This is a genomic window from Acinetobacter sp. ANC_7503, assembly GCF_056780035.1.
Genome location: NZ_JBWYJA010000007.1, coordinates 65,741 through 92,385, shown reverse-complemented (window position 1 = coordinate 92,385; position 26,645 = coordinate 65,741). Strand labels below are relative to the sequence as shown.

The following is a 26,645-nucleotide window of genomic DNA, read 5'->3' as shown; positions in this document are numbered from 1 at the left end:
AACCACCATACATTTAAAACCATGTCTTTGTTAAAAATAAACCCGCAGTTACAAGCACTCGGTTTGTTATTGATTGCCATGATCAGTCTACAAAGTAGTGGTTCATTAGCAAAAGTTTTATTTGAACAATTCCCGATCATTACTGTGTCAGCTCTACGTCTGACATTTAGTGCTGTGATTTTGGCGCTTATTTTTCAAGTTTGGAAAATTCAATTTAAACAAATTAAATGGACAGCCATTGTCAGTTATGGTGTCGCATTAGCTGGCATGAATATGTTGTTCTATCTTGCCATTGATCGTCTTCCACTCGGTTTAGCAGTTTCATTTGAATTTATTGGTCCACTCAGTGTGGCCTTATATTATGCGCGTCAAAAGTTTGATTTTATTTGGGTTAGTTTGGCCATTATTGGACTGATCCTTTTATTTCCCTTTGACCAAGCCAAACAACCTTTGGATTTACTTGGTGTATTTTTTGCGTTGGCAGCTGGCGCATGTTGGGCACTTTATATTATTGCTGGTCAGCGGCCTTCGGGAGTTTCAGGTAATCACACCGTATGTTTAGGCATGTTTGTTGGAAGTATCATTCTCATGCCGATCGCCCTCAGTATCGGCTTGCCAGCAAGCGTATTTGAAATTAATCATCTAATGTTATTCATCACTTTAGCGTTACTCGCCAGTGCTTTACCCTTTACTTTAGAAATGATTGCACTACGAAATCTAACAACATTAAGTTTCGGTACCCTGATGAGTATTGAACCAGCTGTTGCCGCATTATCTGGGTTTGTATTTTTGGGTGAGCAATTGTTATGGAATCAATGGCTAGCATTGTTTACCATCATTTGTGCCTCAATTGGCTGCACCTATACCACTCAACACGCCAAACAAAAATGATCTCATACTTAATTTAAACTACATTTTCCATGATGGATTGAAGCACTGTGGTCATCATAATAATGTTAAAATTTGAGCAGTCTCACTCTTTTTAATTCGGCTTCGTTTTCCCAATGCCAAATGCTCAACTCACTGCCGTGCTGTTCATGGTCTTATCCATGATCGCCTATCAAATTAGTGCATCCTTCGCAAAGCAGCTTTTTGAAGTTTTAGATCCATTTACTGTGGTCACTTTACGTCTATGCTTTGCATCAATTATGGTTGTATTGATGTTCCGTTCATGGAAAATTCTTCGTCGCCTTCCTTACTTAAAATGGAAAGATCTTCTCTTTTATAGTGGTTCAGTCGCTTTGATGAATGTCTTGTTTTATGCATCATTAGGAAAACTACCGCAAGGGATTGCAGTAGGACTTGAGTTCTTAGGACCACTCACCTTGGCTTTACTATCAATTCAACAACGAAGTGATTACATTTGGGTCATCCTGGCAATTTTCGGTGTAGCACTGATGGTGCCTTGGCAAGATGCCAATGCGACTAACTTTTCATATCTTGGGGCTGCTATGGCCATTGGTGCGGGCGTTTGTTGGGCATTCTATATTTATTTTGGACAGAAAGTCGTTCGGCAGAATATCGGCATGCATGCTCTCAGCATTGCAATCGTCCTCTCAGCGTTGACATTATTACCGATCAGTATGGTTCATAATCCATACGCATTAGTTCAATTTGAATATTGGCCACAAGCCATCGTCATTGCGCTTTTGGCTACAGCCATTCCCTATGCATTGGATTTATTGGCATTGAAGAATTTAAGTAAAATGTCTTATGGAACGCTATCAAGTTTGTCACCAGCATTAGGCGCATTGACAGGTTGGTTACTGTTGAATGAACACATTACCTTATTACAAGCCGTTGCTTTGGGTTGTATTATGATTGCATCAATTGGTGTTACTTATCGCGCTGCTAAAATGAAATCACATAGCATAGAAACATAAAAAAGATGGCATCTGCCATCTTTTTTATCATGGGATTAAACCAAGCTGTCTTTATCTAATTTCTTATATTTCTTATATTCAGTTTGATATTTTTTAGCCAAACTCTCTTTTTGTTTATCCTCTAGAATTTTTCCTGCTTGCTGAAAAAAACCATGCTCTTCTTCTTCAAGATGATGATGCACGGTTTCTGACAATTTTTTTGCGATGGCTAGCCATCCTGGATTACTGAATTCAGTTTCTGTGAGTTGCTCAAGTAATTCGTCCATTTCATGATGTTCAGCCAATGCATGACGCGTAATATTCAAACCTGAATCGGTCATCATCAGTGGAATATAGAAGTATCGGTCTTCTGCCACTGCATGAGCAAACAATTCATTTTTTAGCTGTTCAAATAATGTTCGGCGTTCTGGCGTATCCCCTGAAGTTTGAACCAACTTCTCAGCAAGTTCACGTTGAACATCATGACTTTCACGTAAAGCTTCAAAAATATTCATCTTGTTATCCTGTCTTATAAATATGATTTGAAAAAAGAAAAACTTGAATGATCTTCAAAACACTCAACTTACTATAAGAGCTTAGGCGATAACTTCGAGATAGGTTTAAGAAGCGATTTGTATAAAAAAGTTTAATGTTGAGAATGGTTTACATTAAGAACATCTGATAACTTAATCGAACAATTAAAATAGATACTAGAATTAAAAACAGAATACGAATAAAACCGCTACCGTATTTAAGCGCCAACTTCACCCCGACAATCGAGCCGATCATATTAGCGACAGCCATCATGGCACCTACTGCAAATAAAATGTGGCCTGCAGGAATAAAGAATGTAAGAGCGGCTAAATTGGTCATCACATTACCAATCTTGGCCAAAGCTGCTGCATGCAAAAAATCGACTTGTAAATATCGAATAAAATAAAAAATAAAAAAACTTCCCGTTCCCGGACCGAATAATCCGTCATAAAACCCAATCGCCAAACTTCCTATTCCAGCCAAGATCAGAATTTTAGTGTTTACCGTTTGTGCAATATGAACCTGTCCAAACTCCTTCTTTGACAATGTGTAAATTGCCATCACAATCAGCATCACCAAGACAAAGGGCTGCAAGATTGATTTCGGAATCATGGAAACACTGGCAGCTCCCGCAAAAGAACTGATGGCAGCACATATCGCCACCACCAGTAATAACTTCCATTCAAACTTAACTTTTTTAGCGAAAGTCCACGCAGATGTTGCTGTTCCAACAACCGCAGCTAGCTTATTGGTGCCAAATAATGTTGCTGGCGCCATATGAGGAAAAGCACTCATCAATGCTGGAATCTGAATGAGACCACCACCACCGACTGCTGCATCAATTGCGCCTGCGCAAAATGCAAAAAAAATCAGGCTGAGGATGATGTCTAATTCCATAATTGAGTTCGCTTATAAATTTAATACACGTTTAGGAACTAGACGTTTTTTATCAGTAATTTCAGCTAAACCTAAACACTTTTTTTCGTCAAAAACGAGGACTTGAGATTCGGCAGGATGATCAATATTGCTTTCCATCCCACGACAAAAATATTCTGCACGACCTTCTGGTACTTGAACTTTTGGAAAATGATCCACAGGCGCATAAGCAGGTAACAACAATGCTTCACGTTGTTGTTCAGTTAGACTTTCTAAGTATTCAATGGTGTACTCTGGCACAATACCAAAATGTCCAGTTTGAATACGATGTAAATATGTTAAGTGCCCATAACTTCCTAAAGCTTGAGCAATATCCTCTCCCAATACTCGGATATACGTTCCTTTTGAGCATGTCACATCCAAAGTAATTGAATCTTGAGTGAAAGACATCAGTTCAATCGCGAAAATATGAATTGGACGAGCCTCACGTTCGATTTCAATTCCTTTACGCGCCAGCTCATACAAAGGACGACCTTCTTTCTTTAAAGCAGAATACATTGGAGGAACTTGTTGAATGTCTCCAACGAATTGCTGAATCACGCTTTGAATTTTATCTTCGTTAAGTTCAATCGGTTGTGCTTCGAGCAAAACTTCACCCTCGACATCACCTGTAGTTGTACTATTTCCCAATTGAATCGTCGTTTGATAACGTTTAGTAGATTCCAGTAAAAAGTGTGAAAACTTGGTCGCTTCACCTAAGCAAATCGGGAGTAAGCCTGATGCTAATGGATCTAAAGCGCCAGTATGACCACCTTTTTCAGCACGATAGAGCCAACGCACTTTTTGCAATGCTGCATTTGAGCTAATCCCCAAAGGTTTGTTGAGTAGAAATACACCACTTATATGACGTCGAGTAATTTTTGGAGATTTAGCAGACATTAGATAATATTCAGATCAGTAAAATACTGCTATTTTATCAAATCCATTTATCGAATATTGATTAAATTTTTATGCATAAAATGTGACATTTGTGGCAAATTATTCTACACCATTAATAATAACTAAATGATTTCATAGGATGTGAAATGAATTCAAAAGCTAAATTGAAAATTACACTGCTGATTGTGGCGTGTCTGATCGTTTTATTCCTTCTCTTTCAATGGTTGAAACCTGACTCAGCTGAATCTGCTGAAAACTCACAACGAGCAGCACAAGATGCCGAAATTCAATCAGAAAATATGGCGCTACAACAAAGTACAACCGTGAATGGTTCTAGCTTTGCAAGTAAAAGTCAGCAAGATATTCAAATCAATTGTCAAATCCAAACCGATAACGCCAACCGTTTGATTGTGAATGAAAATACTAAGAACTGTTTTGAGTTTTTTATTACCCAATACGGCGAAAAAGAGATTCCGCAAATCAAGGCTGATTTTATTAAATTTGCTCAAAGCACCTATCAAGAACCATTACTAGGTCAACTGACAGATTTATGGTCACGCTATGTTCAATATCGTGAAAAAATGGGTGACCTAACACCACCAAACCATGACAAAGAAAGTGCGCAGTATTACAAAGCTATTTTTAATCAGATGAAATCATTGCGTAAACAATTTTTTTCAGACTATGAAATTGAAGGTTTATTTGGTATCGAAGATGAATATCATGATTATACCTTGGCTCGCATGAGTGTCATGGAAGATAAAAATTTATCGGAAAAACAAAAAGCCGATAAATTAAAAGAACTTTTCAATGATCTACCTGAAGATTGGAAAGAAAATTTAAAACAACTTTCTCAACTCGAAGATCTTCGTCAATTAACTGCAGAAATTAAAGCTCGTGGTGGTAGTGCAGAAGAAATTCGTCAAATGCGTCTCAGTTTAGTCGGTCCTGAAGCAACACAACGTCTAGAAAATCTTGATGGACAGCGCTCAAATTGGAAAAGCAAAGTCAATCAATATTTGTCTGAGCGTGACAGCATTGTCAAAAGTAATATGAGCCCTAGTGCAAAGCAGGAAGCTGTACAACGCCTCCGTTCTCAACATTTTAATAATTCACAAGAGCAACTTCGGGTAGAAACATTCGAGCAAGTTCATGATCAAGGCGGTCAACTTCCTTTTGCCGATTAATCTTTTCAAGGAACACATTCATTCACAGGGAAGAGCGATGAAAAACTTAAAACTTAAATTGATACCTACGACGTTAGCATTCGTCACAACGCTATGCTTATCAAGCTCATTTACTGCCCACGCAGGTCCGGGATTACTCGAAGTAAATGAGACAAAGATCGGTAGTTACGCAAAAACCAAATATCCTATTGTGATGACACACGGTTGGTTAGGCTGGTCTCGCATAGGCAATGAAACATTCAATATTGACTATTGGTATCAAATCTTACCTGATCTATCGCGCAATGGTGCACGCGTTTTTGCAGCACAACTCTCACCTGCTCATACGACTGAATTTCGGGGAGAACAATTAATTTCTCAGGTTGAAGAAGTAATTGCGATCACTGGGCAGAAAAAGGTCAATCTGATTGGTCATTCGCACGGCGGACCGACTGTGCGTTATGTTGCAGCAGTAAAACCCGACTATGTTGCTTCTGTTACTGGTGTAGGAGGGACTTTCAGAGGTTCTATGGTCGCAGATAAAATTCAAAATAATGAAGCAACTCGAACAATATTTAATATTTTAGGGGATTACATCATTCCCCCATTAATTGCTTATGCACAAGGTCGTCCTGATATGCCGATCAGCTTTGATGCTTCGATGAAATCATTAACTGAAACAGGCTCTGCTGCATTTAATGAACGTTTTCCAACAAAAGCTCTCGCGTCAAGTTGTACTCGTTTAGGCAGCCCAATAGACAACGGAATCTTTTATTATTCTTGGACTGGTGTTGCACAAACCACCAACCTCTTAGATATCGATACCATTTTAATGCAGCTAGGGCCTTTAGCGTATGGCAATAAAGATAATGATGGCATGGTTGGGCGCTGTAGCACGCATATTGGACGTGTGATTCGTGATGATTACAAACTAAATCATACCGATTTAGCTAATATGATGTTCGGTCTCAAAGGTTTATTTGCCCCAGATCCTATTTCACTTTATCGCCAGCATGCCAATCGTTTGAAACTGACAGGACTCTAGACGCACAAAATAGCGCAGTTAAATGGAAAGCTATTCATCAGAATAGCTTTTCCGACCATCAGCGACTCTCGACAAAATTTAAATAATGCTTTTTGAACACATTTGCTAATGATTAAATCCTTTAATTATTTCAACTTTTGATTCTTTTTTGCTTTTTATATGTTAATTCGGCAAGCTAAATTGGCATTTTTTGTATCTTGTTGCATTCAATAACATCTTTTAAGGTCTTCTGTATGTTCATCTGGAAGAACATCATAGATTCACTAAAAACTAGGAATAATAATGAAAATAAAACACATTCTAGGCTCGCTGGTGACAGCGCTATGTCTAACATCTACGACAACTTATGCTACTCAAGCTCAACAGATCAAAGTCTCAAGTGTCAAATCTGACTATGCCAAAACGAAATATCCTATTGTATTCGCTCATGGGATGGTTGGATTTATACGTTTGGGCACTGAAAGTCTAGGCATGGATTACTGGTATCAAATTTTACCTGATCTAGCGAGAAACGGTGCAAACACATGGGCGGCTAGAATGTCTCCTTTCAATTCTTCTGAAGTCCGAGGTGAACAATATGTTCAACAACTTGAAGAAGTCATGGCGATTACTGGTGCTGACAAACTCAATCTGATTGGTCATAGTCATGGTGCAAACTCTGTTCGTTATGCCGCAGGTGTAATGCCTGAACATGTTGCATCGGTGATGACTGTAGCCGGTGCCAACAAAGGTACAATCATCGCGTCAGATGTATTAAAAATCGCAGATAAAACAGGAACATCAGAGCTACTGAATGTTCTCATCAGCACTTTTGGTAAAGTCATTATGTGGGCGCAAGGTCTTCCTGCTGATACGTTTCCACATGATGCGATGGCCGCTGGTGTGAGTACATCTGTTGAAGGAACTGCCTTGTTTAATCAAAAATTCCCTCTCGGTTTACCATTAACCCACTGTGGCGAAGGTGCTTATCAAGAAAAAGGAATTCATTTATATTCAATGACAGGAAACAAGCCTTTTACGAATGCCTTGGATCTAGGTGACCCTGTCATGGTTCTACTTGACCGTTTGTCGGTTCATAAAGCAGGAAAAAATGATGGCATCGTTCCAGTTTGTAGTGCCCATTTTGGTAAAACTATTCGTGATGACTTTCCGTGGAATCATTTAGATGAGGTGAACTTGCTGTTCGGAATTAAAGGATTTTTTGCTCCTGACCCAGTTGCAGTTTATAGACAGCACGCCAACCGCCTTAAATTACAAGGACTTTAAATCTCTAGCTCTTTAATTGAGTAATTGCTTTCAAATTCATTAGGCTGGATTTGAAAGCAGATTCAAATCTTCATCAAGATAGTTCATTGATCAAATCTACCTCTCTTTTTTAACCTTAAAAATTTACCATTCATCTATTCGATATTTAAAATGTGATTTACATCACTATAATCAATTTAACTCTAGGATTAGGGTTTGATAATAAAAAGTTGAGGATGATGATGAAATACAACAAAATTATGGCGTGCCTACTTACGTCTGCAGCTTGCTTAACGACTCAATTATCTAATGCTTCTGCATTAGAAGTGAAACCTGTAACCTCGACACTTGGCAAATACAATACCTACGCAAAAACTAAATACCCAATCGTATTTGCACACGGACTAACAGGATTTGTCCGTCTTGGTACAGAGAGCTTTGGTTTAGATTATTGGCACCAAATCCTGCCAGATCTAGCGCGTAATGGTGCTAATGTCTGGCCTACACGAGTATCTCCATTCAACTCCAACGAAATTCGTGGAGAGCAACTGCTTCAACAAGTTGAAGATATTTTAGCCATTACTGGCGCACAAAAAGTGAACTTAATTGGGCATAGTCAAGGTGGACCATCAATACGTTATATTGGTGGAACAATTCCTGAACATGTGGCATCCATGACCACTGTCGCTGGTGTGAATAAAGGATCACCTATGGCAGACTTTATCTTGCGTTCAGAAGGAACAGGACTTGATACTGTGCTTGCGACAGCGATGAATTTTGTCTCGGGAGCAATTGTTTGGGCACAAGGATTAAATGCGAAAAGCCTGCCACATGATTCGCTTGCCTCGGCTAAAAGTTTATCTACAGCAGGCTCATTAGCATTTACAGAACGTTTCCCTGCGGGTGTACCAACCACAAAATGTGGTGAGGGTGCATATCAAGTCAATGGCATGCGTATGTATTCATTTACTGGTAATACACCGTTTACCAATGCCCTTGATCCATCGGATTATGCAATGCAAGCGGCATCTTTCATTGTATCTAAGGAAGGTGCAAATGATGGTTTAGTCCCAGTTTGCAGTGCTCGCTTCGGACAAACGATTCGGGATGATTACCGTTGGAATCATTTAGATGAGGTCAATCAAATGATGGGGATGACTAGCATTTTTGCAGCAGATCCAGTATCGGTTTATCGACAACACGCAAATCGTTTGAAACTTCAAGGACTATAATCTTCTCAAGCCTCCATACGCTCATCACGAAATTATGGAGGCTTATCTTAAAAATTGTTCCCTAAAGTTTAAATCCACTTTTCTTTCCTTTTGCTTCGCTATACTCTTATTGTGACAACGGAAATTGTCGAGTATTTCAATCCATCTAAGGAATAGAGATGAGAAAATTTATTTTGGGGACATGCCTCTCTTTCGCATGTTTAATTGGCACGAGTTACGCTGCTACAGCACCTGAACAAGTGACTTCAAAATTTCAAACTACTTATGCAAAAACCCAGTATCCAATCGTATTTAGTCACGGAATGTCTGGTTTTATCCGTATTGGCACTGATCCACTCGGTGTAGATTATTGGTATCAAATTTTACCTGATCTCGCCCGTAACGGTGCAAATGTATGGGCTTCCCGTGTATCGCCATTTAACTCATCAGAAATTCGGGGTGAGCAACTTTTACATCAAGTTGAAGAAGTCATTGCACTCACTGGATCGCCTAAGGTCAATCTAATCGGTCACTCTCACGGCGGGCCCACAATTCGATATGTCGCAGGTGTAAGACCTGAATTAGTCGCATCAATGACAGCGATTGGGGCGCCACATCAAGGCTCACCAGTGTCTGATTTTATATTAAAAATTCGTGATACAGCACCAATCCTTGAAACACCTATTGTGGCTGTAGTCAATCTACTGTCTAAAGCTATTATTTGGGCACAGGGACTTGATCCAGCATCCTTCCCTCATGACTCACTTGCGGGAGCCAATAGTTTGAGCTTAGCAGGATCAGCAATATTTAATCAAAAATATCCTATAGGCGTTCCTCAAAACTCATGCTCTGAAGGTTTATATCGTGAACAAGGAATATATAACTATTCCTTTACGGGTATCGGAACGGCCACAAACCCACTTGATCTAGACTCAGCTTTAAAAATTACCAGTCTATTAATTGACGGTGGTCAAGAGAATGATGGACTAGTTTCACGCTGTAGTGCGAAATTCGGTAAAACCATCCGTGATGATCTCAATTGGAATCATCTAGATGAAGTCAATCAAGTGCTTGGTTTAAAAAGTGTCTTTGCGCCAGATCCAGTCTCGATGTATCGTCAACATGCAAATCGCCTTAAACAACAAGGTCTCTAATATATTTTTTTGTCTGCACTCATCTCTAGATGGGTCCAGACTGTTTAAATAGCCCTCATTAGCATGACATATCTATCCTATAAATGAGTCACCCATCCAATTTATATCAATAAATTTGCACTTTATCTCTTTTTTGTAGACTTAAGTCACAATTTTAGTATCTTAAATTATGGCGATGGATATCGCCTGAATCATAAAAATAAACGAATCACTGAATGAGTATCGAAAATGAAACTAAAAAAAATAGTCATGAGCCTATGCATAGGTTCATGTTTTCTTCCTGTTGCACAAGCCTCAACGCAAATTAAAGATTTAGCCGTTAACCATACCGTCAAAACACCTAAATCAAATTATGCACAAACCCAATACCCTATTGTGCTTGCCCATGGCTTATTTGGCTTTGGTAGTATGGTCGGTGTTGACTACTTTTATCAGATCACTCCTGATCTTGCTCGAAATGGTGCAAACATCTGGCAAACACGTGTTTCAACGATGAACTCAAGTGAAGTGCGAGGCGAACAAGCACTGAGTCAAGTTGAAGAGATACTTGCCATTACCGGTAAGCAAAAAGTGAATTTAATCGGACATAGTCATGGTGGTCAGACTGTTCGATATATTGCAGGTGTTATACCTGATCATGTCGCATCTGTTACGACAATTGCTTCTGGAAATCAAGGAGCAAGAATGGCTGATATACTAGAAGGTGTTCTGGTAGGTAATATTTTAGAAGCACCTGCTCGCGCGATTTTTGACAATCTGGTATCGCCAGTGATTACATTCGCATCTGGTCTTGATCCAAAAGTCTTTCCTTATGATGCTAAAGCAGCCCTACAAAGTTTAGGAACGAAAGAATCTCTCAAATTTAGTCAGAATTTTCCAAATGGTGTACCTACAACCCAATGTGGTGAAGGGGCTTATCGTGTCAACAATACTCATTATTATTCATTTATGGGTAACTCTCCATTTAATACCGCTTTAGATCCATCTGATTATGGCATGTTAGCTTCTTCTCTTTTGGCTGAAAAAGATGGAGATGGAATTGTAGGGCGTTGCTCCGCTCGATTTGGCAAGGTCATTCGTGATAATTATAAATGGAATCATTTAGATGAAATTAACCATCTACTCGGTTTAAAAAGCATTTTTGCACCAAGCGCTGTAGATGTTTATCGTCAGCATGCAAATCGACTTAAACTCCAAGGGCTATAAAACCTAAACACAAAGGGTGAGCTTTTCACCCTTTCTTTCAGTTTAATAATGATTAACATTTAGTCGGATTTATCTTATTTTTGTTTAGTTTTTCTTTACAATATTTTTTGACAATAAATATTGTCTTTTTAAGGAAGAAAAAATGAAAACAAAAAAAATGATCCCAGCACTTCTGCTAAGTCTGGTAGGATTATCTCAACTTACATATGCTTCCGGCCTGATCGATGTCGAAGCTAAATACGTAAATACCAATTATGCGCAAACTAAGTACCCTATTGTTATGGCCCATGGCTTTGCATTAGGTTTTAGCCGCATTGGTACAGAACATTTCGGTTTAGATCAGTTCTATCAAATTACCCCTGACCTCGCACGAAATGGTGCACGTGTTTTTGTCGCTCAAATGTCTCCTGTCGAATCAACTGTGGTTCGTGGTGAGCAGCTGTTACAACAAGTAGAAACAGCTTTAGCTATTACGGGTAAAGACAAGGTCAATTTGATCGGCCATAGTCATGGAGGACCTACTGTACGTTACGTTGAAGCCATTGCTCCTAAGAAAGTTGCTTCTCTAACTGCTGTTGCAGGCAGTATTAAGGGCTCTCCCCTAGGAGATACTTTCGTAAATAGTAAAGTGCTTAATAGTGTAGCAAAATTAGTTATTGGTGATATTTTGGCACCTGCAATTTCAATTATGGAAGGTAATCCAAGTCTTAGCGTTAATTACGAACAATCCATGTATGATCTTTCTGTAAAAGGTTCTTTAGAATTTAATCAAAAGTTCCCTTCTGCTGCGATCCCGAAAGACTGTAATTCTAACGGTTCATCACAAACGGCTAACGGCGTATATCATTATTCTTGGATTGGTTCTTCAAAGGTGACCAATGTTCTCGATATTTCAGATACCGCAATTGCTGTCTTAGGGACAGCGATTATGCCTAATGAACGCAATCACGATGGTCTCGTGCCTATTTGTAGTGCTAAATACGGCAAAGTAATTCGTGATAATTACAACTTAAATCATTTTGATGAAGTCAATCAAATACTTGGGCTTAAAGGCTTCTTTGCTCCTGATCCAGTATCAATCTTTAGACAACATGCCAATCGTTTGAAGATTCAAGGTTTGTAAGTTTTGATCATAAAAAATGCGCCAAAAGGCGCATTTTTTTGCTTCGAAGCAAGGCTAAAATTAACCTTGTTTACGAGCTGGTAACTTTTCACGAATACGTGCAGCTTTACCAGAAAGTTCACGTAGGTAATAAAGTTTAGCACGACGAACGTCACCACGACGTTTAACTTCGATTTTAGCTACGATTGGTGAATGAGTTTGGAAAACACGCTCAACACCAACACCGCTAGAAATTTTACGTACTGTGAACGCAGAGTTCAAACCACGGTTTTTCTTAGCGATTACAACGCCTTCGAACGCTTGTAAACGTTCACGGTCGCCTTCTTTTACTTTTACTTGGACAACTACTGTGTCACCTGGTGCAAAAGCTGGGATGTCTTGTTTAAGCTGAGCATTTTCTACAGCTTGTACTAAAGGATGCTTACCGCTCATGGGGTATCTCCAATATGTGTGGGTCAGAAGAGGTCTGATATCCACTGGGGCTAGAGGCTAAGGCGCATAGACCCGATTGACTTTCCCTTTATGCTTGACCGCTTCAATGCATAAAGAGCCTATTTAATACTTCAAGCAATATGCTTGAGGTCATATTTGCTTAAATAAATCTAAAAGATTTATTTTTGCGAATCTTTGAGCCATTTCTTTTGCTGCTTAGTCAACTCAACTTTTTCAACCAATTCAGGTCGACGTTCAAGCGTTCGTTGATAGCGCTGCAAAAAACGCCATTTTTCAATATTTGCATGATGACCTGATTTTAGTACCTCAGGCACATCCAAACCTTCAAAATGATCAGGCTTTGTATATTGCGGACAGTCGAGTAAACCATCTACAAATGAGTCTTGAACGTGTGATTGTTCATCAGACATTGCACCCGGAAGTCTCCGAATAATACTGTCCAATAAAACCATCGCAGGCAGTTCTCCCCCAGATAAAACGTAATCCCCTATGGAGCATTCCTGATCAACATATTTTTGGATCAAACGCTCATCAACACCTTCATAACGACCACACAATACAATTAATCCGTCATATTGCACGAAATCTTGTACTGAAGGTTCATTTAAGGTTTTACCTTGTGGCGACATATACACCACAGGTACATGAACAGCACCTGCTTGCGTTGCAAGCTCTTTGGCACGATGAATTGCTTTTGCCAATGGCTCAGCCATCATCACCATACCAGGACCACCACCAAATGGACGCTCATCCACTCGTTTGTAGTTCCCTGTTGCAAAATCACGAGGATTAATACAATGAATTTGCATTAAATCGCGTTTCGCTGCGCGACCGCTAATACCAAAACTTGTAATCGCTTCAAACATTTCAGGAAAAAGCGTAATGACTGCAAAAAACATCGCAGACTCCCGTATTTCCGAAAATATTAGTAATCTACGCCCCAATTGACATAGATACGACCAGTTTCGAGATCAACGCGTTGCACCACATCTTTATGCCATGGAATCATTCGCTCTTCGCCATCGACACTGTCAGCAGTTGCGCGAACTACCATCACATCGTTAGCACCTGTTTCAAACAATTCGTGGATTTGACCAAGATTGACTTCTTGCTCTTCATCATCCAGACCTAACACTGTTAGACCCTTTAGATCAGACCAATAATACTCGTCCACGCCTGGTTGAGGCAGTTGCGATTTAGAAATCCAGATATTTGCGCCAACTAAATTGTCTGCTGCAGTACGATCACTCACACCTTTCAGCGAAACAACTAAGCCTTTACCATGTGGCTTCCAACGTTTCACATCTACAATTTGCCAACCTGCTTTGGTCTCGATGTACCAAGGCAGATAGTCAAATATGTTGCTCATAGGTTCTGTGTTGGAATAGACCCAGAGCCACCCATTTAATCCATAAGCTGAACGTAGCTGTCCAATCTGAATACGATCTTCGGGAACATTCTGTGTTGGTGTCATGGGCTAGCTTCTACCGTATTAAACAGCAGCTGCAGCTTTTTTAGCTTGAGCAGCTAATGAAGCAACACGTTCAGAAGGTTGAGCACCTTGAGCAACCCAGTGAGCGAAACGATCAGCATCTAAACGAAGTTTTTCTGCTTTACCTTGAGCTGTAGGGTTGAAGAAACCGATACGTTCGATGAAACGACCGTCACGTGCATTACGGCTATCAGTCACGATGATTTGATAGAACGGACGTTTTTTAGCACCACCGCGTGCAAGACGAATAACAACCATGATAGAACCTTATAGTTTTTACGGATTATCCCTGCACCGACCATCGATACATTTCAAACCCCTTTCATAGAGGGCAGTATTTTACGTGAACTTTGATCCGATTGAAAGCTCAAAAATTATTTATCCACATTTTTGAATTTAAATTTATTTTCCATCCCAGTTTGTACTTGAAGAAGGTGTACAAGAAGCTGCTTTCACCCAACATTTTTCATTGGCTTCATTTATGACAAAGTGACCATCTGTTTGCATCAATTTTCCACTCACAGGCACTGCACTCAACACCCAACTGTTGTTGGTTACATCTGATATACCAACCGTATAGACAGGATCATAATACGGAACTTCAACTCGATTTTGCGCATTGGTCTGAAATCCCAATTCAGCCAACGTGACTGCTTTGCCATCCGGTTTAATATAACTGTAATTCGCAACCTGATAGTGCTGAAGTCGAGCTGCAATATCTGCCAATGTGGTTTTTACTTCGACACGTTTAGTTTTACGAACATATTCTTGGTAGGACGGATAGGCAATCATGGCTAAAATTCCAATGATGACCACTGCAATCATAATCTCTACTAAAGTAAATCCTGAATTACCATTGTTTTGCATTTGCACCACATCCTGTATATGCATTGACTTCTTTTAAGTCATTTTCCACCAAATATTCTGTTTTACAACGAATACCCTGACTCGTCGCCAAAAACGCATCATAGCCTGTCTGCGTTGGTACAGCTCGAATCCCCCATGCCCGTCCCAAGCCCTGATCTGAACTTAATAAGGTTTTAGGTGTTTTTTCACTGATATCGGCAATACTAATCACATATTTTGGTTTCTTCGCATCAGGCAGGGAAATACTCGTCATTGAAGTATCTTGATCGTAAATATACTTCGCATCAAAACCTCGATAGGAAAAACTACGACTTTTATAGCGTTCAAGTTGTTCAATAATTTTGGATACTTCTTGCTGAGCCTGTGCAGCAGCATTACGTTTTAAATAACTTTGGTAAGATGGCACTGCGATTGTCATCAATATGGCAATTATCACTACAACAACCATCAACTCAATCAGCGTAAAACCTTTTTGATTCATGGTAACCACCTACTGACGCTCAAACCAGTTATAAGCTTTCAGCACTTTGGTTGTGATGTAGTTGGTATAACCACCGCCCAGCAAAGTCGTTTTCTTTTTACCATTCTGGACAATAGGTACGCTGTTTAGCTTACTAATCCCATCAGACTTAGTGTCTGAGATTTCTGCCACAATTTTATTTTGAAGATTAGACGTTGATCCAGCATCTCCACAAACACCATACGGCAAGCAAAGCTTTAAGGTACGACTTGCTCCTTTAATGCCCCCAGTACATTGGTTCGGTTGTTGTGACGACGCATCATTTGGATTGTATAAAGACACATATAAATCTGAATGACTTTGACTATTTGCGATCGCAATATAACCATTTAATGCTTTAACTGTACCAGTATTCGCTGTTTCGTTTTTAGACGTTGTTCGTTGCAGCACATAGAACCAACCACGCTTATTACGGTTCATCAGATGTGGCACTGTTGTACCTGATAAATTAGACCATGCAGTTAAATGAGCTTCGGTAAGGTTTTGTGTTTTAGCAAAATTCGCTTGAAATAAATTCGGTTGTGCCAAGTCATAATCATGTAACACATAGACTCGATTGTCATAAATATTGCTGGTATTTAAAGGAAAGCTGCGATTTCCTGACGCAATACTCACCGCACCAAATCGCTCACCATTCAGATCATGGATGGTCAAAGCAGGCATTTCATAAAAACGTTGGTGATACGCACTAAAATCAGCAAGACGTGTCACTCGTCCAAACGCGGTTGTATTCGTTCCAAGACGATTATTGAGATCGACGCGCCACACTTGCCCACCTAAATCACCAAAATATAGGTGATCGATCAAACCATCCGTATTGCGGTCAAATGCTTTAATTTGACTGACCACACTATATTTCATCTCAGCATGCTTAACATCAACACTGGTTTGATTCGATTGGTTGCCATAGCGTGCATTCCACAATAATTCGCCCGTTTCAGCATCAAAAATATAGACGCCCGCCCCTTGATTAGCTCGTTGACCAGTTAATGCAGATTGAGGCTGATAACCATCCGTTTCATAAGCCATATCATAGCCACCACCCACAATCATGACCGTTTTAACTTTGCCGTCAAAACGAATTTTAGCAATGGTAGGTTTAGACCAACTATATCCCATAGCTTTTAAGGCATCTGATTGATTTGTGCCGCTCACTGATGTTGATTTACTCTTTATCGTTCCAGAACTTGGATCAACATGGAAAAGTAATTCAGGTTGGTTCGGATTTTTCATATCCAAGGCATAATAACTACGCCCACCCATGCGCATACCACCATAAATGTTGGCTTTCGCAGCAATAAACTTATTGTTGTTCTGATCAATCTTATATTGAACATCTGAAGTCCATGATCCATCCATGCCATAAATAGGATGCGCAGATGACAATAGTGTATTGGACTGTTCAAGTAACGCGTCTCGTCGACTTGGATCTTGAACCATTTCATGAGGTAAGAAACTAAATGCCTCTTCACCAGTTTCTTGATCCACAACATGCAATAATCCTTGCATCGTCCCAAATACCACGTAATCTTTTCGATGAGTCGCATTACGGGTATTCGCTAATATAGTACCAGACCCCGCGTTATATTTTGCTTCGAGCGTCACCAACAATGGTTCCGAGTGAACAACGCCTCCCATTTGCTGCATCACCTTAAGATCTTTAACCTTATTTAGATCATTCCAAATGTATCCAGCAGGTAAGCTACTTAAGTAGTTTTTATCAAGTCGATAACCCAAAGCCGACAGTAAATAGGGTTGATATACATTTTGTCGCCACCCCGACTTGGTTGAATCAATATAGGTCGCGGCCAGCACATTCTGTGTCGTTAATTTCGTCAGTTGTCCATTCTCAGAACCTACCAATTGTTTTGCTTGATCACCCGTTGTGGCAATCGTCGCATTGGTGAATAACGGACGCGTTTTTATTTTGTCTGCAGCAGTAACACCTGCTAGCGGTGAAGGTGTGGCAATCCGAGAGAACACGCCCCCTTGAATTGCACTCAAACCATCATCTATTCCAGTATTGTTCCAAAAATCCTGCGTATTGGTTCGTATTGCACCTGATCGATCAAGTACCTCTTTCCCCGCACGATCAATCATCACAGCTTGAGCGTTAATACTGTATTTCTTTAAGTTCCCTAACCATAATTGATGTGTGGAAGCCAATACCGAATTTGCTGTGCTCACCTGTGGTTGAAACTGCGGTGCGAACACATAAGGATATGCTGAACTTGTTGATAAACGGTCAAATGGCACCACATAAGTACCAAAACTAGCAGCCTCAAAGTTACCGTGAGAGACCGCAACCAAGAAGGTATTTAATGCATTCTGAATATCTTCACCAGAAGTCGCTTGGGTATACCCCCCAATTTCTTGGCGAGTCCCGTAGGTATCCCCTTTACCAATCACATTCCCCAACTGTTTTAATGCTTGAGCATTCATACTATTGGAAATGTCATTTCCAGAACCTGTATAGCTACTATCAAAAGTACAATGATCGTATAGCCCGTCATTGTCATAATCACGACAGGTTTCTCGTGGATGCTTTTGGAATAAGGGACCAAAACCTACAGTAGATGTATAAACACGCTTCTGATTCGCATCGCTGGTCATCTGTGTTTGATTTGCCAAACGCTGAACCATCTTACCTACGCAAGCCCATGAACTACGGTTTTGCCAGGTGGTTTGATTGGCTGACACAGCATTACCAATATCATCTTCATAAAAACGATATGGCTGCGTCGCCATTTCCTTAAACTCACCATTGAAGGTCGCGGCACCACTGGCACCTTTGGCATTACCGTAATTGTAATAGACATCTTTTAAGGGCGAGCCTTCACAAGTAAAGCTGTCATCTGCCAACGCATTTTGCATGACAGGGAGTACCGTCTTTGGTCTCAAACCAACTGGCGCCCCATCTGTTAAGAAAAAAACACCTTGCGTACTACATTGGGCATCACTGTTATTCAACTTGTTGAGTGGCGCTCTATAACTACCATCCGCTTTGCGAATGTCCGCTGGCGCAAATGATGCTCCAGATAAACCACGGCTATAATTAGAATATTTAGATGAAGGAAGTAAATCGATGCCTTTTAGGTTAGCCCCAAAGGTACGATTTCCTAGTAAATACGCATAAGTTTCTGAGAGTAATAGTGGTGTGGGCGTACTACCTACGGCTCCAATACTATTAATTTTATTGATTAAATCCGTACGGTGAGCAGGTGTAAGTTGTTTTGCTTCTAGTAAGATTTTAGATGAACGAGCATTTTCACCATAGCTTAACCAATCTTCTGTTGTCCCTATTTCACCCGTTGACGTAAACACCGACACCCCAATATAAACATTATCTGGAATACGATAATTTCCTGATAAGTCCTTTGCATTTAAGGCATCTACCAATGAGTTTTTTAAGGCATTTAAACGGCTAACACTTTGACCTTTATAAGTTGCATCTACTGCACTCATACTCATCGAGTTATCAATCGCCAACATGATAATCGGATTATTTTTTGCTACAGGATTTTGATAAATTTGTAGATCACTGGCGTTCATTTGCATTGGGATCGCACCCAATGCCATCACGACTGCAATACTTTGCGCAATCATCTTTTTTGTAAAATGATTCTTTATCTTTTTATTCACAACACATCCCCATTAAGATTCAGCGCGCTGATAAGCATCAAAAATGTAACTTTGAATTTGGGTGTTATACGGCACACCAATATCCTTTAAACAAGATGAAATGGTTTGTGCATTACCCACCAATGGTGCTGTATGTGGTCGGCGCAAACAAAGATGGATTTCATCCGTTAAATCTGTCGAAGACAATGCGGGTAAGAGCGATGTTGAATAGACTGTTATTTTTTTAGTATCAGAAGGTTGTCCTATACTTTCAGTGTCAGTTCCAACGTTTGCGTTTGAAAGTGGGATATCATGATCACTGTCTGATGGAGGGCTTACGATTACAGACACCTGAGTTAATTGCGCCTTACGAGCACTGGCATAATCCCCATCGTTTGATAAGGAACAAAACCCAGAAACACCATCGACTGAGACATCACTCATTGCTTCATTCCAACGCAATACACTACTGTTGGAAACATTAAACATCGCACTATTGGATTGGTTTCTAAAACAGAATACGACTTCGTCACCTTCATTCTGAATCGAGTAACCAATTAAGCTCAGAGGGTTACCACTGGAGGCAGCATAGCCGCCATGCCCCAATCGATAAAAAACAGTATCGGAAGATTGCATTAACAATTGTTGCGCTTGGCTGTTGGTGGTGATATTCAAACTCACCATACTTTGTCGAATCGCCCAAGTACCAATAATGGTGAGCAGAACTAACATAATCAGTACCACAATCAGCGTTGCACCACGTTGATGTTGAATCATAAGCCCTCCGCTGAATCCATCACACTCATACCATTTCGAATCGCGATCGTTTGTGTAATGACTTGTCGAATAAATTTAGTCGCGACGGTTTTTTGTGCTTTTTTTAATTTTACTTTTTGATCAAGAACTTCAAATTCTTGATGAGGAGAAATTGCTTGATTTTGACCTACATTCTCAGATGACCTTACTAATAAACCGACCTGTATTGAATTGATGCGTGGACGTGGATAAACATTGAGCTTTTTATAATCTTCAATACTTATATATCTTTGCTGTGCCGTATTATCCTCATTAGAAATCCCCAACAGATAGTGAAAGTGATCAACACGATGCATCAAAATTTCACCATTCGTTGTTCCAAAGACAGTCTGTTTATTATTAAAATTTTTTAAAATTTGAGTGCTGTTACGCGTGTACCACCCTGCTTCACAGGCCAAGACCAATGCATCGTGTGGTTCTTTTTGAATATTTGCATTTGCATCTTTACGTAGAAAAAAACGTTGAACAATATATCGTCCAGCATCGTAATTATTACCTTCACAATCCACACCTTGTGTATCAGCATAAAACTGCATGACCAATTGGTCGCTCATTCCCGCTTGAGCAGGTTGTGAAGATTCAGCTGAAACCAACTCTATATTACTCGGCATACCAGATTGCGATACAGGCACAACCTCCGTATTTGGAATATTTCGTGAAATATTGACGGGAATATTGGTCGCATTAAATGCCAAATCACCAGATGTAGGCACCACTGGAGACTGCGCTGAAGTGATAACAATGCCACCATGCGTCAAACGATCATTAATGATATTTACTTGACCATAATTTGCTTTACGAATTTCATAAGTAAGAAAGCGCAGACCAAAGTTGCCGTTATCTTGAACCTCCGACATCCCTTTCTGCATCGTGAATCCCATCTGCCCTGTAAAAAACAGATGTACCGCAGCAGCGGTAATCAATAATCCAAGCACCAAAGCGATCATAAGCTCGACTAGCGTCAAACCTTTTTGTGTATACCTAAGATGCTGCATCAATAAAGCTCCATAACGATGCATTGCGCTTTTGGTAAATAACTTCCACCATGGGTACATGCATCTTTTGCAGAAGCATCATCGATAGGTTTTGTTTTTCCCCAGGCTACGTAAATGCATCGGCGAGATTGCAAATTATTACTGACTTGGCAATTCGGCATTTTGATACTCATACCAAGATCATTGGCATTTTTTATTATCTGAGCAGCATCATAATGGGCAAAATCGGCTGCTTGAACACATGGATTCGTCGTTCCTTTTTGCACACATGATTTGGCTGTAGTTGTTTGTGTTTCTGCATTTATTCTGGCTTGATACTGAGTATAAGCATTTGAGTTCGCACGTATCTTCTCAGATAAGTCACGCGCTAAATTCATGGCTTGTAATTTAGACATTGCTTCATGTGAAGCATCAATTGCGCGCATTTGTAAAAATGAAAACCCCAATACCCCAATGGCCAAAACCAATAAGGCAACTAGAATTTCAATCATTCCTACCCCCTGTTGCGCAGCACGCATTAGCATGTCCCCTCTGCTTTTAAATATTGTGTTCCCATTCTTGTAATTGCTATCGTTTTAGAAACACCTAACACCTTATTACAAATAGAAAAATTTATGTCAGATGTAAAGTCAGAAATTCCCCCATCCATCCAGAATGTGACTTTTTCTTGTGATGAAGTCAATTTATTTTGCGCTTTGGGTGTCCAATGAAAGATTGTACTGCTATCTGATTGATTCGACTTAAGATCTACAGTCACATCTTTTCTTAACAATGTTGCTTGATTACGCGCCATCATCAGCACGCTTGATAATTCACGCACATCTGAATTTAGGCGATATTGCGCAACAATATTTTTAAAAGATGGAATAGCCATGGTTGCTGTGATTGATAGCACAATTGTGGTAATCAACAGCTCAATAATGGTAAAGCCCCGTTGTAAGTCTTTCATATTCAAACTTTTGTATTTATTTATTAATGTTACAAAAGTAATATTTTATAATTATAAAACCAACACAGTTATGACAAATGGTATTAAAATGAGGATAAGATCACGCTTTTGCAATCTGTTCACTTATCCTGCTATGTCATTGATAATTCATTATTAAGCTTGAGTAACTTGAATTCTCAATTCTTTAGGCAAGCTAAAGGTTATGTTCTCTTCTCGCCCATTTAATTCCTGTGGTGACGTAGCGCCCCAATCTTGTAGACGCTGAATCACTTGTTTGATCAAAATTTCAGGTGCTGAAGCACCTGCAGTAACACCGATTTTAGTGGTTTCAGCAAACCATTCCTTTTTCAGCTCATCCGCATTATCTACGAGATAAGCATGCTTACCCATTCGCTCTGCCAATTCACGAAGACGATTAGAGTTCGAAGAGTTTGGAGAACCAACAACTAAAACGACATCACATTGAGTCGCTAAATCACGGACCGCATCTTGACGGTTTTGAGTTGCATAGCAGATATCATCTTTACGCGGCCCTTGGATCGCTGGGAATTTAGCACGCAATGCATCAATGACCTTTGCAGTATCATCAATTGAAAGTGTCGTTTGAGTGACAAATGCTAACTTATTAGGATTATTCACCTGTAAAGCAGCAACATCATCTTCATCTTCAACCAGATAAATTGCACCACCATTTTTTAGATCATATTGACCCATGGTGCCTTCAACTTCTGGATGCCCTTCATGACCAATCAGAATAGCTTCAATCCCTTCACGCGCATATTTTGTTACTTCGATATGCACTTTTGTCACGAGAGGACATGTGGCATCAAATACTTTTAATCCACGGCGCTCAGCTTCTTGTTGTACAGCTTTTGATACACCATGTGCACTAAAAATCACAATATTGTCATCAGGAACTTCATCTAATTCATCTACAAAAATTGCACCACGTTGGCGTAAATCGTCCACAACAAATTTGTTATGTACCACTTCATGACGAACGTAAATGGGAGGATTAAAGCTTTCAAGTGCACGATTAACGATCGCAATAGCGCGGTCTACACCAGCACAGAAACCACGTGGATTAGCTAAAACAATTTCCATAAGACCCTCAAACGATCGCTAAAATTTGGTCAATGAATCAGAATATTTTTTAAAACAAATGCGAATTGCTATTTAGTTTAAAAGCACTCTGCTCTAAAATAGAGAAGATATTTTATCATATCAGGAAAAATATCATGTCGGGTCTCTTGTTTGTCGTTTCAGCTGCTTCTGGAACTGGCAAAACATCATTAGTTAAAGCCCTACTTGAGCGCGTAAGCAATTTACACGTTTCTGTTTCACACACTACTCGAGGTCAACGCCCTGGTGAATTAGATGGTGTGCATTATCACTTTACCAGCAAAGAATCTTTCATTGAGCAAGTGAATCAAGGTGGTTTCATCGAATACGCGGAAGTTTTCGGTAACTACTACGGCACTTCACAAGCGACTGTAAAAGAACAACTTGCAAAGGGTCATGATGTTTTACTTGAAATTGATTGGCAAGGTGCAGAACAGGTTCGCAAACTTTTTCCTGAATCAAAACAAATTTTCATTCTTCCACCTACTCAATTTGATCTTCGCCAACGCCTATCAAACCGCGGTACAGATTCTGTTGAAGTGATTGAACATCGCTTAAGTTGTGCGGTAGAAGATATGCAACAGTACGTAAACTTCGATTACATCATCTTGAATGATGATTTTAATAAAGCTTTACATGATCTTGAGTCTGTCATTAATGCGAACCGTCTTTCATTATCACAACAGGCTCACCGACATAAAGATTTAATTCAAAAATTAATCACACCGAATTCGTGATTAAACTTGAGTCTATAGACAAAGCATTTTATACTGCGCAGTCTGTTAAAAAATTTCATACATACGAGAACTCTTATGGCACGCGTAACCGTTGAAGATTGTTTAGACCATGTAGACAACCGCTTTGAGCTTGTACTAGTGGCAAGCAAACGCGCGCGTCAACTTGCTCGTCAAGGTATCGAACCAACTGTAGAATGGGACAATGACAAACCAACAGTGGTTGCTTTACGTGAAATCGCTGAAGGTCATGTCACTAAAGATATCTTGAAACAGCGTGAGCAAGATTATCAAACGTCTAGCTTAGATTTAGCACTTTCTGCAAATAACTTAAACTTAGATGGTTTTTCTTTCCAATAAGCTTTAAGACCTGCATTTAAAAGAGCCTAGTCCAGTGACTAGGCTTTTTTATTGAATTTTTTTAGAGAATGATTCGACAAAATTGAAAAAATTTGTTAAAAAAATTAGAGCTATTCTCTATTTAAAAATAGAGCATTGTAGCAATATGAATTTTTAGTAAAGTCTTTTACTTTTTACTCTCTTCCACGGATTCAAAGGTGTAGTATGCCAGGCCCATTGGTCAGCCAAGCTAAGCAACAGCTAAAAGTCATCATCGACGCGTATTTATCTGAAAAGGACGTCGACAGAGTGCTTGTGGCCTGCGATTATGCTGACATGGCACATGATGGTATTACACGCAAAAGCGGTGAACCCTATATTCTGCATCCGATAGCCGTAAGTTGTATTCTGGCGCATATGCGCCTAGACCCAGAAACGTTGATGGCAGCACTACTGCACGATGTCATTGAAGATACCGACTTTAGCAAAGAAGACATTACTGAAAAATTTGGCAAAACAGTGGCTGAGCTGGTCGATGGTGTTACGAAATTAAGCCACTCTAGTGACAAAGAATATAATAAAGCAGCCTCATTCCGAAAAATCCTACAAGCCACGTTACAAGATCCTCGTGTGATCATCATTAAACTTTCAGACCGTTACCACAATATGACGACTTTGGAAGCTTTAAGACCGGATAAACGTGCCCGTATTGCGCAAGAAACTTTTGATATATTCGTGCCAATGGCGCGTTTGGTCGGCATGAATGAAATGGCTGACAACCTTGAACACCTCTGCTATCAAAATCTTGATTTAGATATGTTCAATGATGTTCAAGATGCTTTGGCGCAAACCAAACCTCAACGCTGTAAATACCAAGCCATTTGGGAAAAGCATTTGAGTGACCTCTTGGAAAACTCCAATATTCCTGGGCGGATTAAAAAGAAAAACAATAACATTGAATTGCTACGCCACTTTGTTAAAAACGAAATTAACCTTCAAGAACTCACACATAGTCATGCGTTTGAAATCGTTCTCCAGACCATTGCCGATTGCGATCGTTTAGTTGAGTTGTTAAAAGATAACTTCCAAGTTTTAAATTACCAAGATCATATCCGCCGCCCTCTTCCAGGTGGCAATCAATCCTTAATGCTGCGTTTGAAAGGCGAGAAAACAACGCTTTCGCTCACCATACAAACTGAACTTATGCGTAAGGCTGCGCGATTTGGGGTGGTATTAGGTGAAAATGCTCCTCAAACATGCCGATCTGCCATTCAAGCATCTATGCAGAATTTGCATACCTTAGTCGGTGGCGACTGTGCAAAGACCACGTTTAATGATCTATTAGATTATCTACATCAAGAAAAAATATGGGTCTATACTCCTCAAGGTCACTTACATGAGTTACCACAAGGAGCGACAGCAGTAGATTTCGCTTACTCTGCGAGCTTATTCCTAGGTAACCATGCAGTCGGTTGTAAAATTGATGGTGAAATCAAACCGCTTTCTACACCACTCTCAAGTGGTCAAGTCATTGAGGTGATTACAGATGTTCTCGCTTCACCCAACCCGGATTGGCTGAGCTTTATCAACACTCAAAAAGCCAGACGCTCTATTCAAAATATTTTGCGAGATCAAGATATTGATGAACAGCGCCTTGTCGGTCAACAAGCCTTAAATCGTGCATTAAAGTTATTTAATACCTCTATTCATGATCTAACCGATCAAAATTGGACTGAACTATTACAATGGCGCCATATTCCAAGCAAGAATCAACTTTTTGAACAAATTGCTGTAGGTGATTTGCTCCCACAACTTGTGGCGAACCATCTCTTTGCTCAAGATCATCATCAAGATCAAGCATCAAGTCGCCTGATCTTAGGTACTGATGGTGTAGATGTAAAATATGCCCATTGTTGTAATGCAGTGCTAGGCGATCCTATTCAGGGACATTTATCTCGCCGCGGTCTTATTGTTCACCGTGCTCGCTGTAAGAACCTTCTACACGAACAACAGTTACACCCTGAAAATATTATGCCGTTGCACTGGAAAGATGAAGGTGAATCAGAAATCAACTTCAATGCTTACTTGTGTATCGATCTATTATTAAGTGATGAGCAAATTTCACAACTGATTTATATCTGTCGTAAATCAAAAATCGGAATCGAGTCCGTTCGACAATACGAATCAAAAACCTATCTGAGTATTGTTGTTCATAGTCGTCAGCAAATTGCGCAAATCATTCGTGAACTCCGCATGCAATTTGGTTTTCCGCGTATTTCACGCATGTCAGCTCCTCTTGCAGTTGAAGAAGTCTCACAAGCCTGCTAAACAAATACAGATTAGAGCTTTCACCTATAGTGTTCATCCTTTATGATG

Annotated in this window: 27 protein-coding genes; 12 read left to right on the top strand and 15 right to left on the bottom strand. The window is 39.8% G+C overall.

Going from position 1 to position 26,645, the window contains the following annotated elements:
* The first annotated feature begins 21 nt into the window (after positions 1–21).
* Together AC1M9M_RS09200 and AC1M9M_RS09195 are read left to right on the top strand one after the other, a co-directional pair.
* Positions 22–891 (top strand): EamA family transporter, encoded by an 870-nt coding sequence (locus tag AC1M9M_RS09200; protein ID WP_481596175.1) that lies wholly within the window; start codon positions 22–24, stop codon positions 889–891.
* A 113-nt stretch (positions 892–1,004) separates the two neighbouring features.
* On the top strand, positions 1,005–1,883 hold the full coding sequence (locus AC1M9M_RS09195; RefSeq protein WP_481596174.1) for an EamA family transporter: 879 nt from the start codon (positions 1,005–1,007) through the stop codon (positions 1,881–1,883).
* Positions 1,884–1,918: 35 nt separating this feature from the next.
* Here AC1M9M_RS09195 and AC1M9M_RS09190 read toward each other — a convergent pair whose 3' ends face one another.
* The 3 genes from AC1M9M_RS09190 to truB all read right to left on the bottom strand — a co-directional run bounded on the left by AC1M9M_RS09190 (position 1,919) and on the right by truB (position 4,211).
* Positions 1,919–2,377, bottom strand: a complete 459-nt coding sequence (locus AC1M9M_RS09190) for a hemerythrin domain-containing protein (protein WP_035264279.1) — start codon at positions 2,375–2,377, stop codon at positions 1,919–1,921.
* Between the two features lie 148 nt (positions 2,378–2,525).
* Entirely contained in the window at positions 2,526–3,293 is a 768-nt protein-coding gene (locus AC1M9M_RS09185) for a sulfite exporter TauE/SafE family protein (RefSeq protein ID WP_092766679.1), read from the bottom strand.
* A gap of 12 nt (positions 3,294–3,305) precedes the next feature.
* Complete coding sequence (truB, locus tag AC1M9M_RS09180) at positions 3,306–4,211, bottom strand: tRNA pseudouridine(55) synthase TruB (RefSeq protein ID WP_035264283.1); 906 nt, start codon at positions 4,209–4,211, stop codon at positions 3,306–3,308.
* 146 nt (positions 4,212–4,357) lie between these two features.
* Here truB and AC1M9M_RS09175 point away from each other — a divergent pair, with 146 nt between their 5' ends.
* The 7 genes from AC1M9M_RS09175 (at position 4,358) to AC1M9M_RS09145 (ending at position 12,361) form a co-directional block, all read left to right on the top strand.
* Positions 4,358–5,398, top strand: coding sequence for a lipase secretion chaperone (locus AC1M9M_RS09175; protein WP_481590088.1), 1,041 nt, complete (start codon positions 4,358–4,360; stop codon positions 5,396–5,398).
* A 37-nt stretch (positions 5,399–5,435) separates the two neighbouring features.
* A complete protein-coding gene (locus tag AC1M9M_RS09170) occupies positions 5,436–6,422 on the top strand; it encodes a lipase family alpha/beta hydrolase (protein ID WP_481596173.1) in 987 nt (328 codons plus the stop codon).
* A 282-nt stretch (positions 6,423–6,704) separates the two neighbouring features.
* Positions 6,705–7,688 carry an esterase/lipase family protein gene (locus tag AC1M9M_RS09165; protein ID WP_092766675.1) on the top strand — a complete coding sequence of 328 codons (984 nt, stop codon included), beginning with the start codon at positions 6,705–6,707 and terminating at the stop codon, positions 7,686–7,688.
* A gap of 221 nt (positions 7,689–7,909) precedes the next feature.
* A complete protein-coding gene (locus tag AC1M9M_RS09160) occupies positions 7,910–8,899 on the top strand; it encodes a lipase family alpha/beta hydrolase (protein WP_081403225.1) in 990 nt (329 codons plus the stop codon).
* A gap of 158 nt (positions 8,900–9,057) precedes the next feature.
* On the top strand, positions 9,058–10,032 hold the full coding sequence (locus AC1M9M_RS09155; protein ID WP_481592260.1) for an esterase/lipase family protein: 975 nt from the start codon (positions 9,058–9,060) through the stop codon (positions 10,030–10,032).
* A gap of 228 nt (positions 10,033–10,260) precedes the next feature.
* Positions 10,261–11,238, top strand: a complete 978-nt coding sequence (locus AC1M9M_RS09150; RefSeq protein ID WP_481590092.1) for a lipase family alpha/beta hydrolase — start codon at positions 10,261–10,263, stop codon at positions 11,236–11,238.
* 142 nt (positions 11,239–11,380) lie between these two features.
* Positions 11,381–12,361 carry an esterase/lipase family protein gene (locus AC1M9M_RS09145; protein WP_481596172.1) on the top strand — a complete coding sequence of 327 codons (981 nt, stop codon included), beginning with the start codon at positions 11,381–11,383 and terminating at the stop codon, positions 12,359–12,361.
* Between the two features lie 60 nt (positions 12,362–12,421).
* On the opposite strand, the gene rplS is transcribed toward AC1M9M_RS09145, so the two are convergent.
* From rplS to ispH, 12 genes are all read right to left on the bottom strand, one after another.
* Positions 12,422–12,793 carry a 50S ribosomal protein L19 gene (gene rplS, locus AC1M9M_RS09140; protein ID WP_004787066.1) on the bottom strand — a complete coding sequence of 124 codons (372 nt, stop codon included), beginning with the start codon at positions 12,791–12,793 and terminating at the stop codon, positions 12,422–12,424.
* A 179-nt stretch (positions 12,794–12,972) separates the two neighbouring features.
* On the bottom strand, positions 12,973–13,713 hold the full coding sequence (gene trmD / locus AC1M9M_RS09135) for a tRNA (guanosine(37)-N1)-methyltransferase TrmD (RefSeq protein WP_481596171.1): 741 nt from the start codon (positions 13,711–13,713) through the stop codon (positions 12,973–12,975).
* Between the two features lie 26 nt (positions 13,714–13,739).
* Positions 13,740–14,288 (bottom strand): ribosome maturation factor RimM, encoded by a 549-nt coding sequence (gene rimM / locus AC1M9M_RS09130; protein ID WP_035264305.1) that lies wholly within the window; start codon positions 14,286–14,288, stop codon positions 13,740–13,742.
* 18 nt (positions 14,289–14,306) lie between these two features.
* A complete protein-coding gene (rpsP, locus tag AC1M9M_RS09125; RefSeq protein ID WP_035264308.1) occupies positions 14,307–14,564 on the bottom strand; it encodes a 30S ribosomal protein S16 in 258 nt (85 codons plus the stop codon).
* 144 nt (positions 14,565–14,708) lie between these two features.
* A complete protein-coding gene (locus tag AC1M9M_RS09120; RefSeq protein ID WP_481596170.1) occupies positions 14,709–15,173 on the bottom strand; it encodes a type IV pilin protein in 465 nt (154 codons plus the stop codon).
* Positions 15,157–15,654 carry a type IV pilin protein gene (locus AC1M9M_RS09115; protein WP_180028919.1) on the bottom strand — a complete coding sequence of 166 codons (498 nt, stop codon included), beginning with the start codon at positions 15,652–15,654 and terminating at the stop codon, positions 15,157–15,159. Before AC1M9M_RS09115 ends, AC1M9M_RS09120 begins: the two co-directional genes overlap by 17 nt.
* A gap of 9 nt (positions 15,655–15,663) precedes the next feature.
* Entirely contained in the window at positions 15,664–19,335 is a 3,672-nt protein-coding gene (locus AC1M9M_RS09110) for a PilC/PilY family type IV pilus protein (protein WP_481596169.1), read from the bottom strand.
* A gap of 12 nt (positions 19,336–19,347) precedes the next feature.
* The gene (locus AC1M9M_RS09105; RefSeq protein WP_081403224.1) at positions 19,348–20,091 is read right to left on the bottom strand and encodes a pilus assembly PilX family protein; all 744 of its coding nucleotides are present in this window, start codon (positions 20,089–20,091) and stop codon (positions 19,348–19,350) included.
* Positions 20,088–21,125 carry a PilW family protein gene (locus AC1M9M_RS09100; RefSeq protein ID WP_481588610.1) on the bottom strand — a complete coding sequence of 346 codons (1,038 nt, stop codon included), beginning with the start codon at positions 21,123–21,125 and terminating at the stop codon, positions 20,088–20,090. The genes AC1M9M_RS09105 and AC1M9M_RS09100 overlap by 4 nt, the downstream gene beginning before the upstream one ends.
* Positions 21,125–21,643: a type IV pilus modification protein PilV gene (gene pilV / locus AC1M9M_RS09095; RefSeq protein ID WP_481587374.1), complete on the bottom strand. Its 519-nt coding sequence runs from the start codon at positions 21,641–21,643 to the stop codon at positions 21,125–21,127. Before pilV ends, AC1M9M_RS09100 begins: the two co-directional genes overlap by 1 nt.
* A complete protein-coding gene (locus tag AC1M9M_RS09090) occupies positions 21,643–22,074 on the bottom strand; it encodes a pilus assembly FimT family protein (protein ID WP_481596168.1) in 432 nt (143 codons plus the stop codon). Before AC1M9M_RS09090 ends, pilV begins: the two co-directional genes overlap by 1 nt.
* Positions 22,075–22,227: 153 nt before the next feature.
* On the bottom strand, positions 22,228–23,178 hold the full coding sequence (gene ispH / locus AC1M9M_RS09085; RefSeq protein ID WP_092766665.1) for a 4-hydroxy-3-methylbut-2-enyl diphosphate reductase: 951 nt from the start codon (positions 23,176–23,178) through the stop codon (positions 22,228–22,230).
* A 134-nt stretch (positions 23,179–23,312) separates the two neighbouring features.
* On the opposite strand from ispH, the gene gmk reads away from it, so the two are divergent.
* From gmk to AC1M9M_RS09070, 3 genes are all read left to right on the top strand, one after another.
* Positions 23,313–23,933, top strand: coding sequence for a guanylate kinase (gmk, locus tag AC1M9M_RS09080; RefSeq protein WP_035264330.1), 621 nt, complete (start codon positions 23,313–23,315; stop codon positions 23,931–23,933).
* Positions 23,934–24,008: 75 nt separating this feature from the next.
* Positions 24,009–24,290 carry a DNA-directed RNA polymerase subunit omega gene (rpoZ, locus tag AC1M9M_RS09075; protein ID WP_035264331.1) on the top strand — a complete coding sequence of 94 codons (282 nt, stop codon included), beginning with the start codon at positions 24,009–24,011 and terminating at the stop codon, positions 24,288–24,290.
* A gap of 204 nt (positions 24,291–24,494) precedes the next feature.
* Positions 24,495–26,597 (top strand): RelA/SpoT family protein, encoded by a 2,103-nt coding sequence (locus tag AC1M9M_RS09070; RefSeq protein WP_481593371.1) that lies wholly within the window; start codon positions 24,495–24,497, stop codon positions 26,595–26,597.
* The last annotated feature ends 48 nt before the right edge of the window (positions 26,598–26,645 follow it).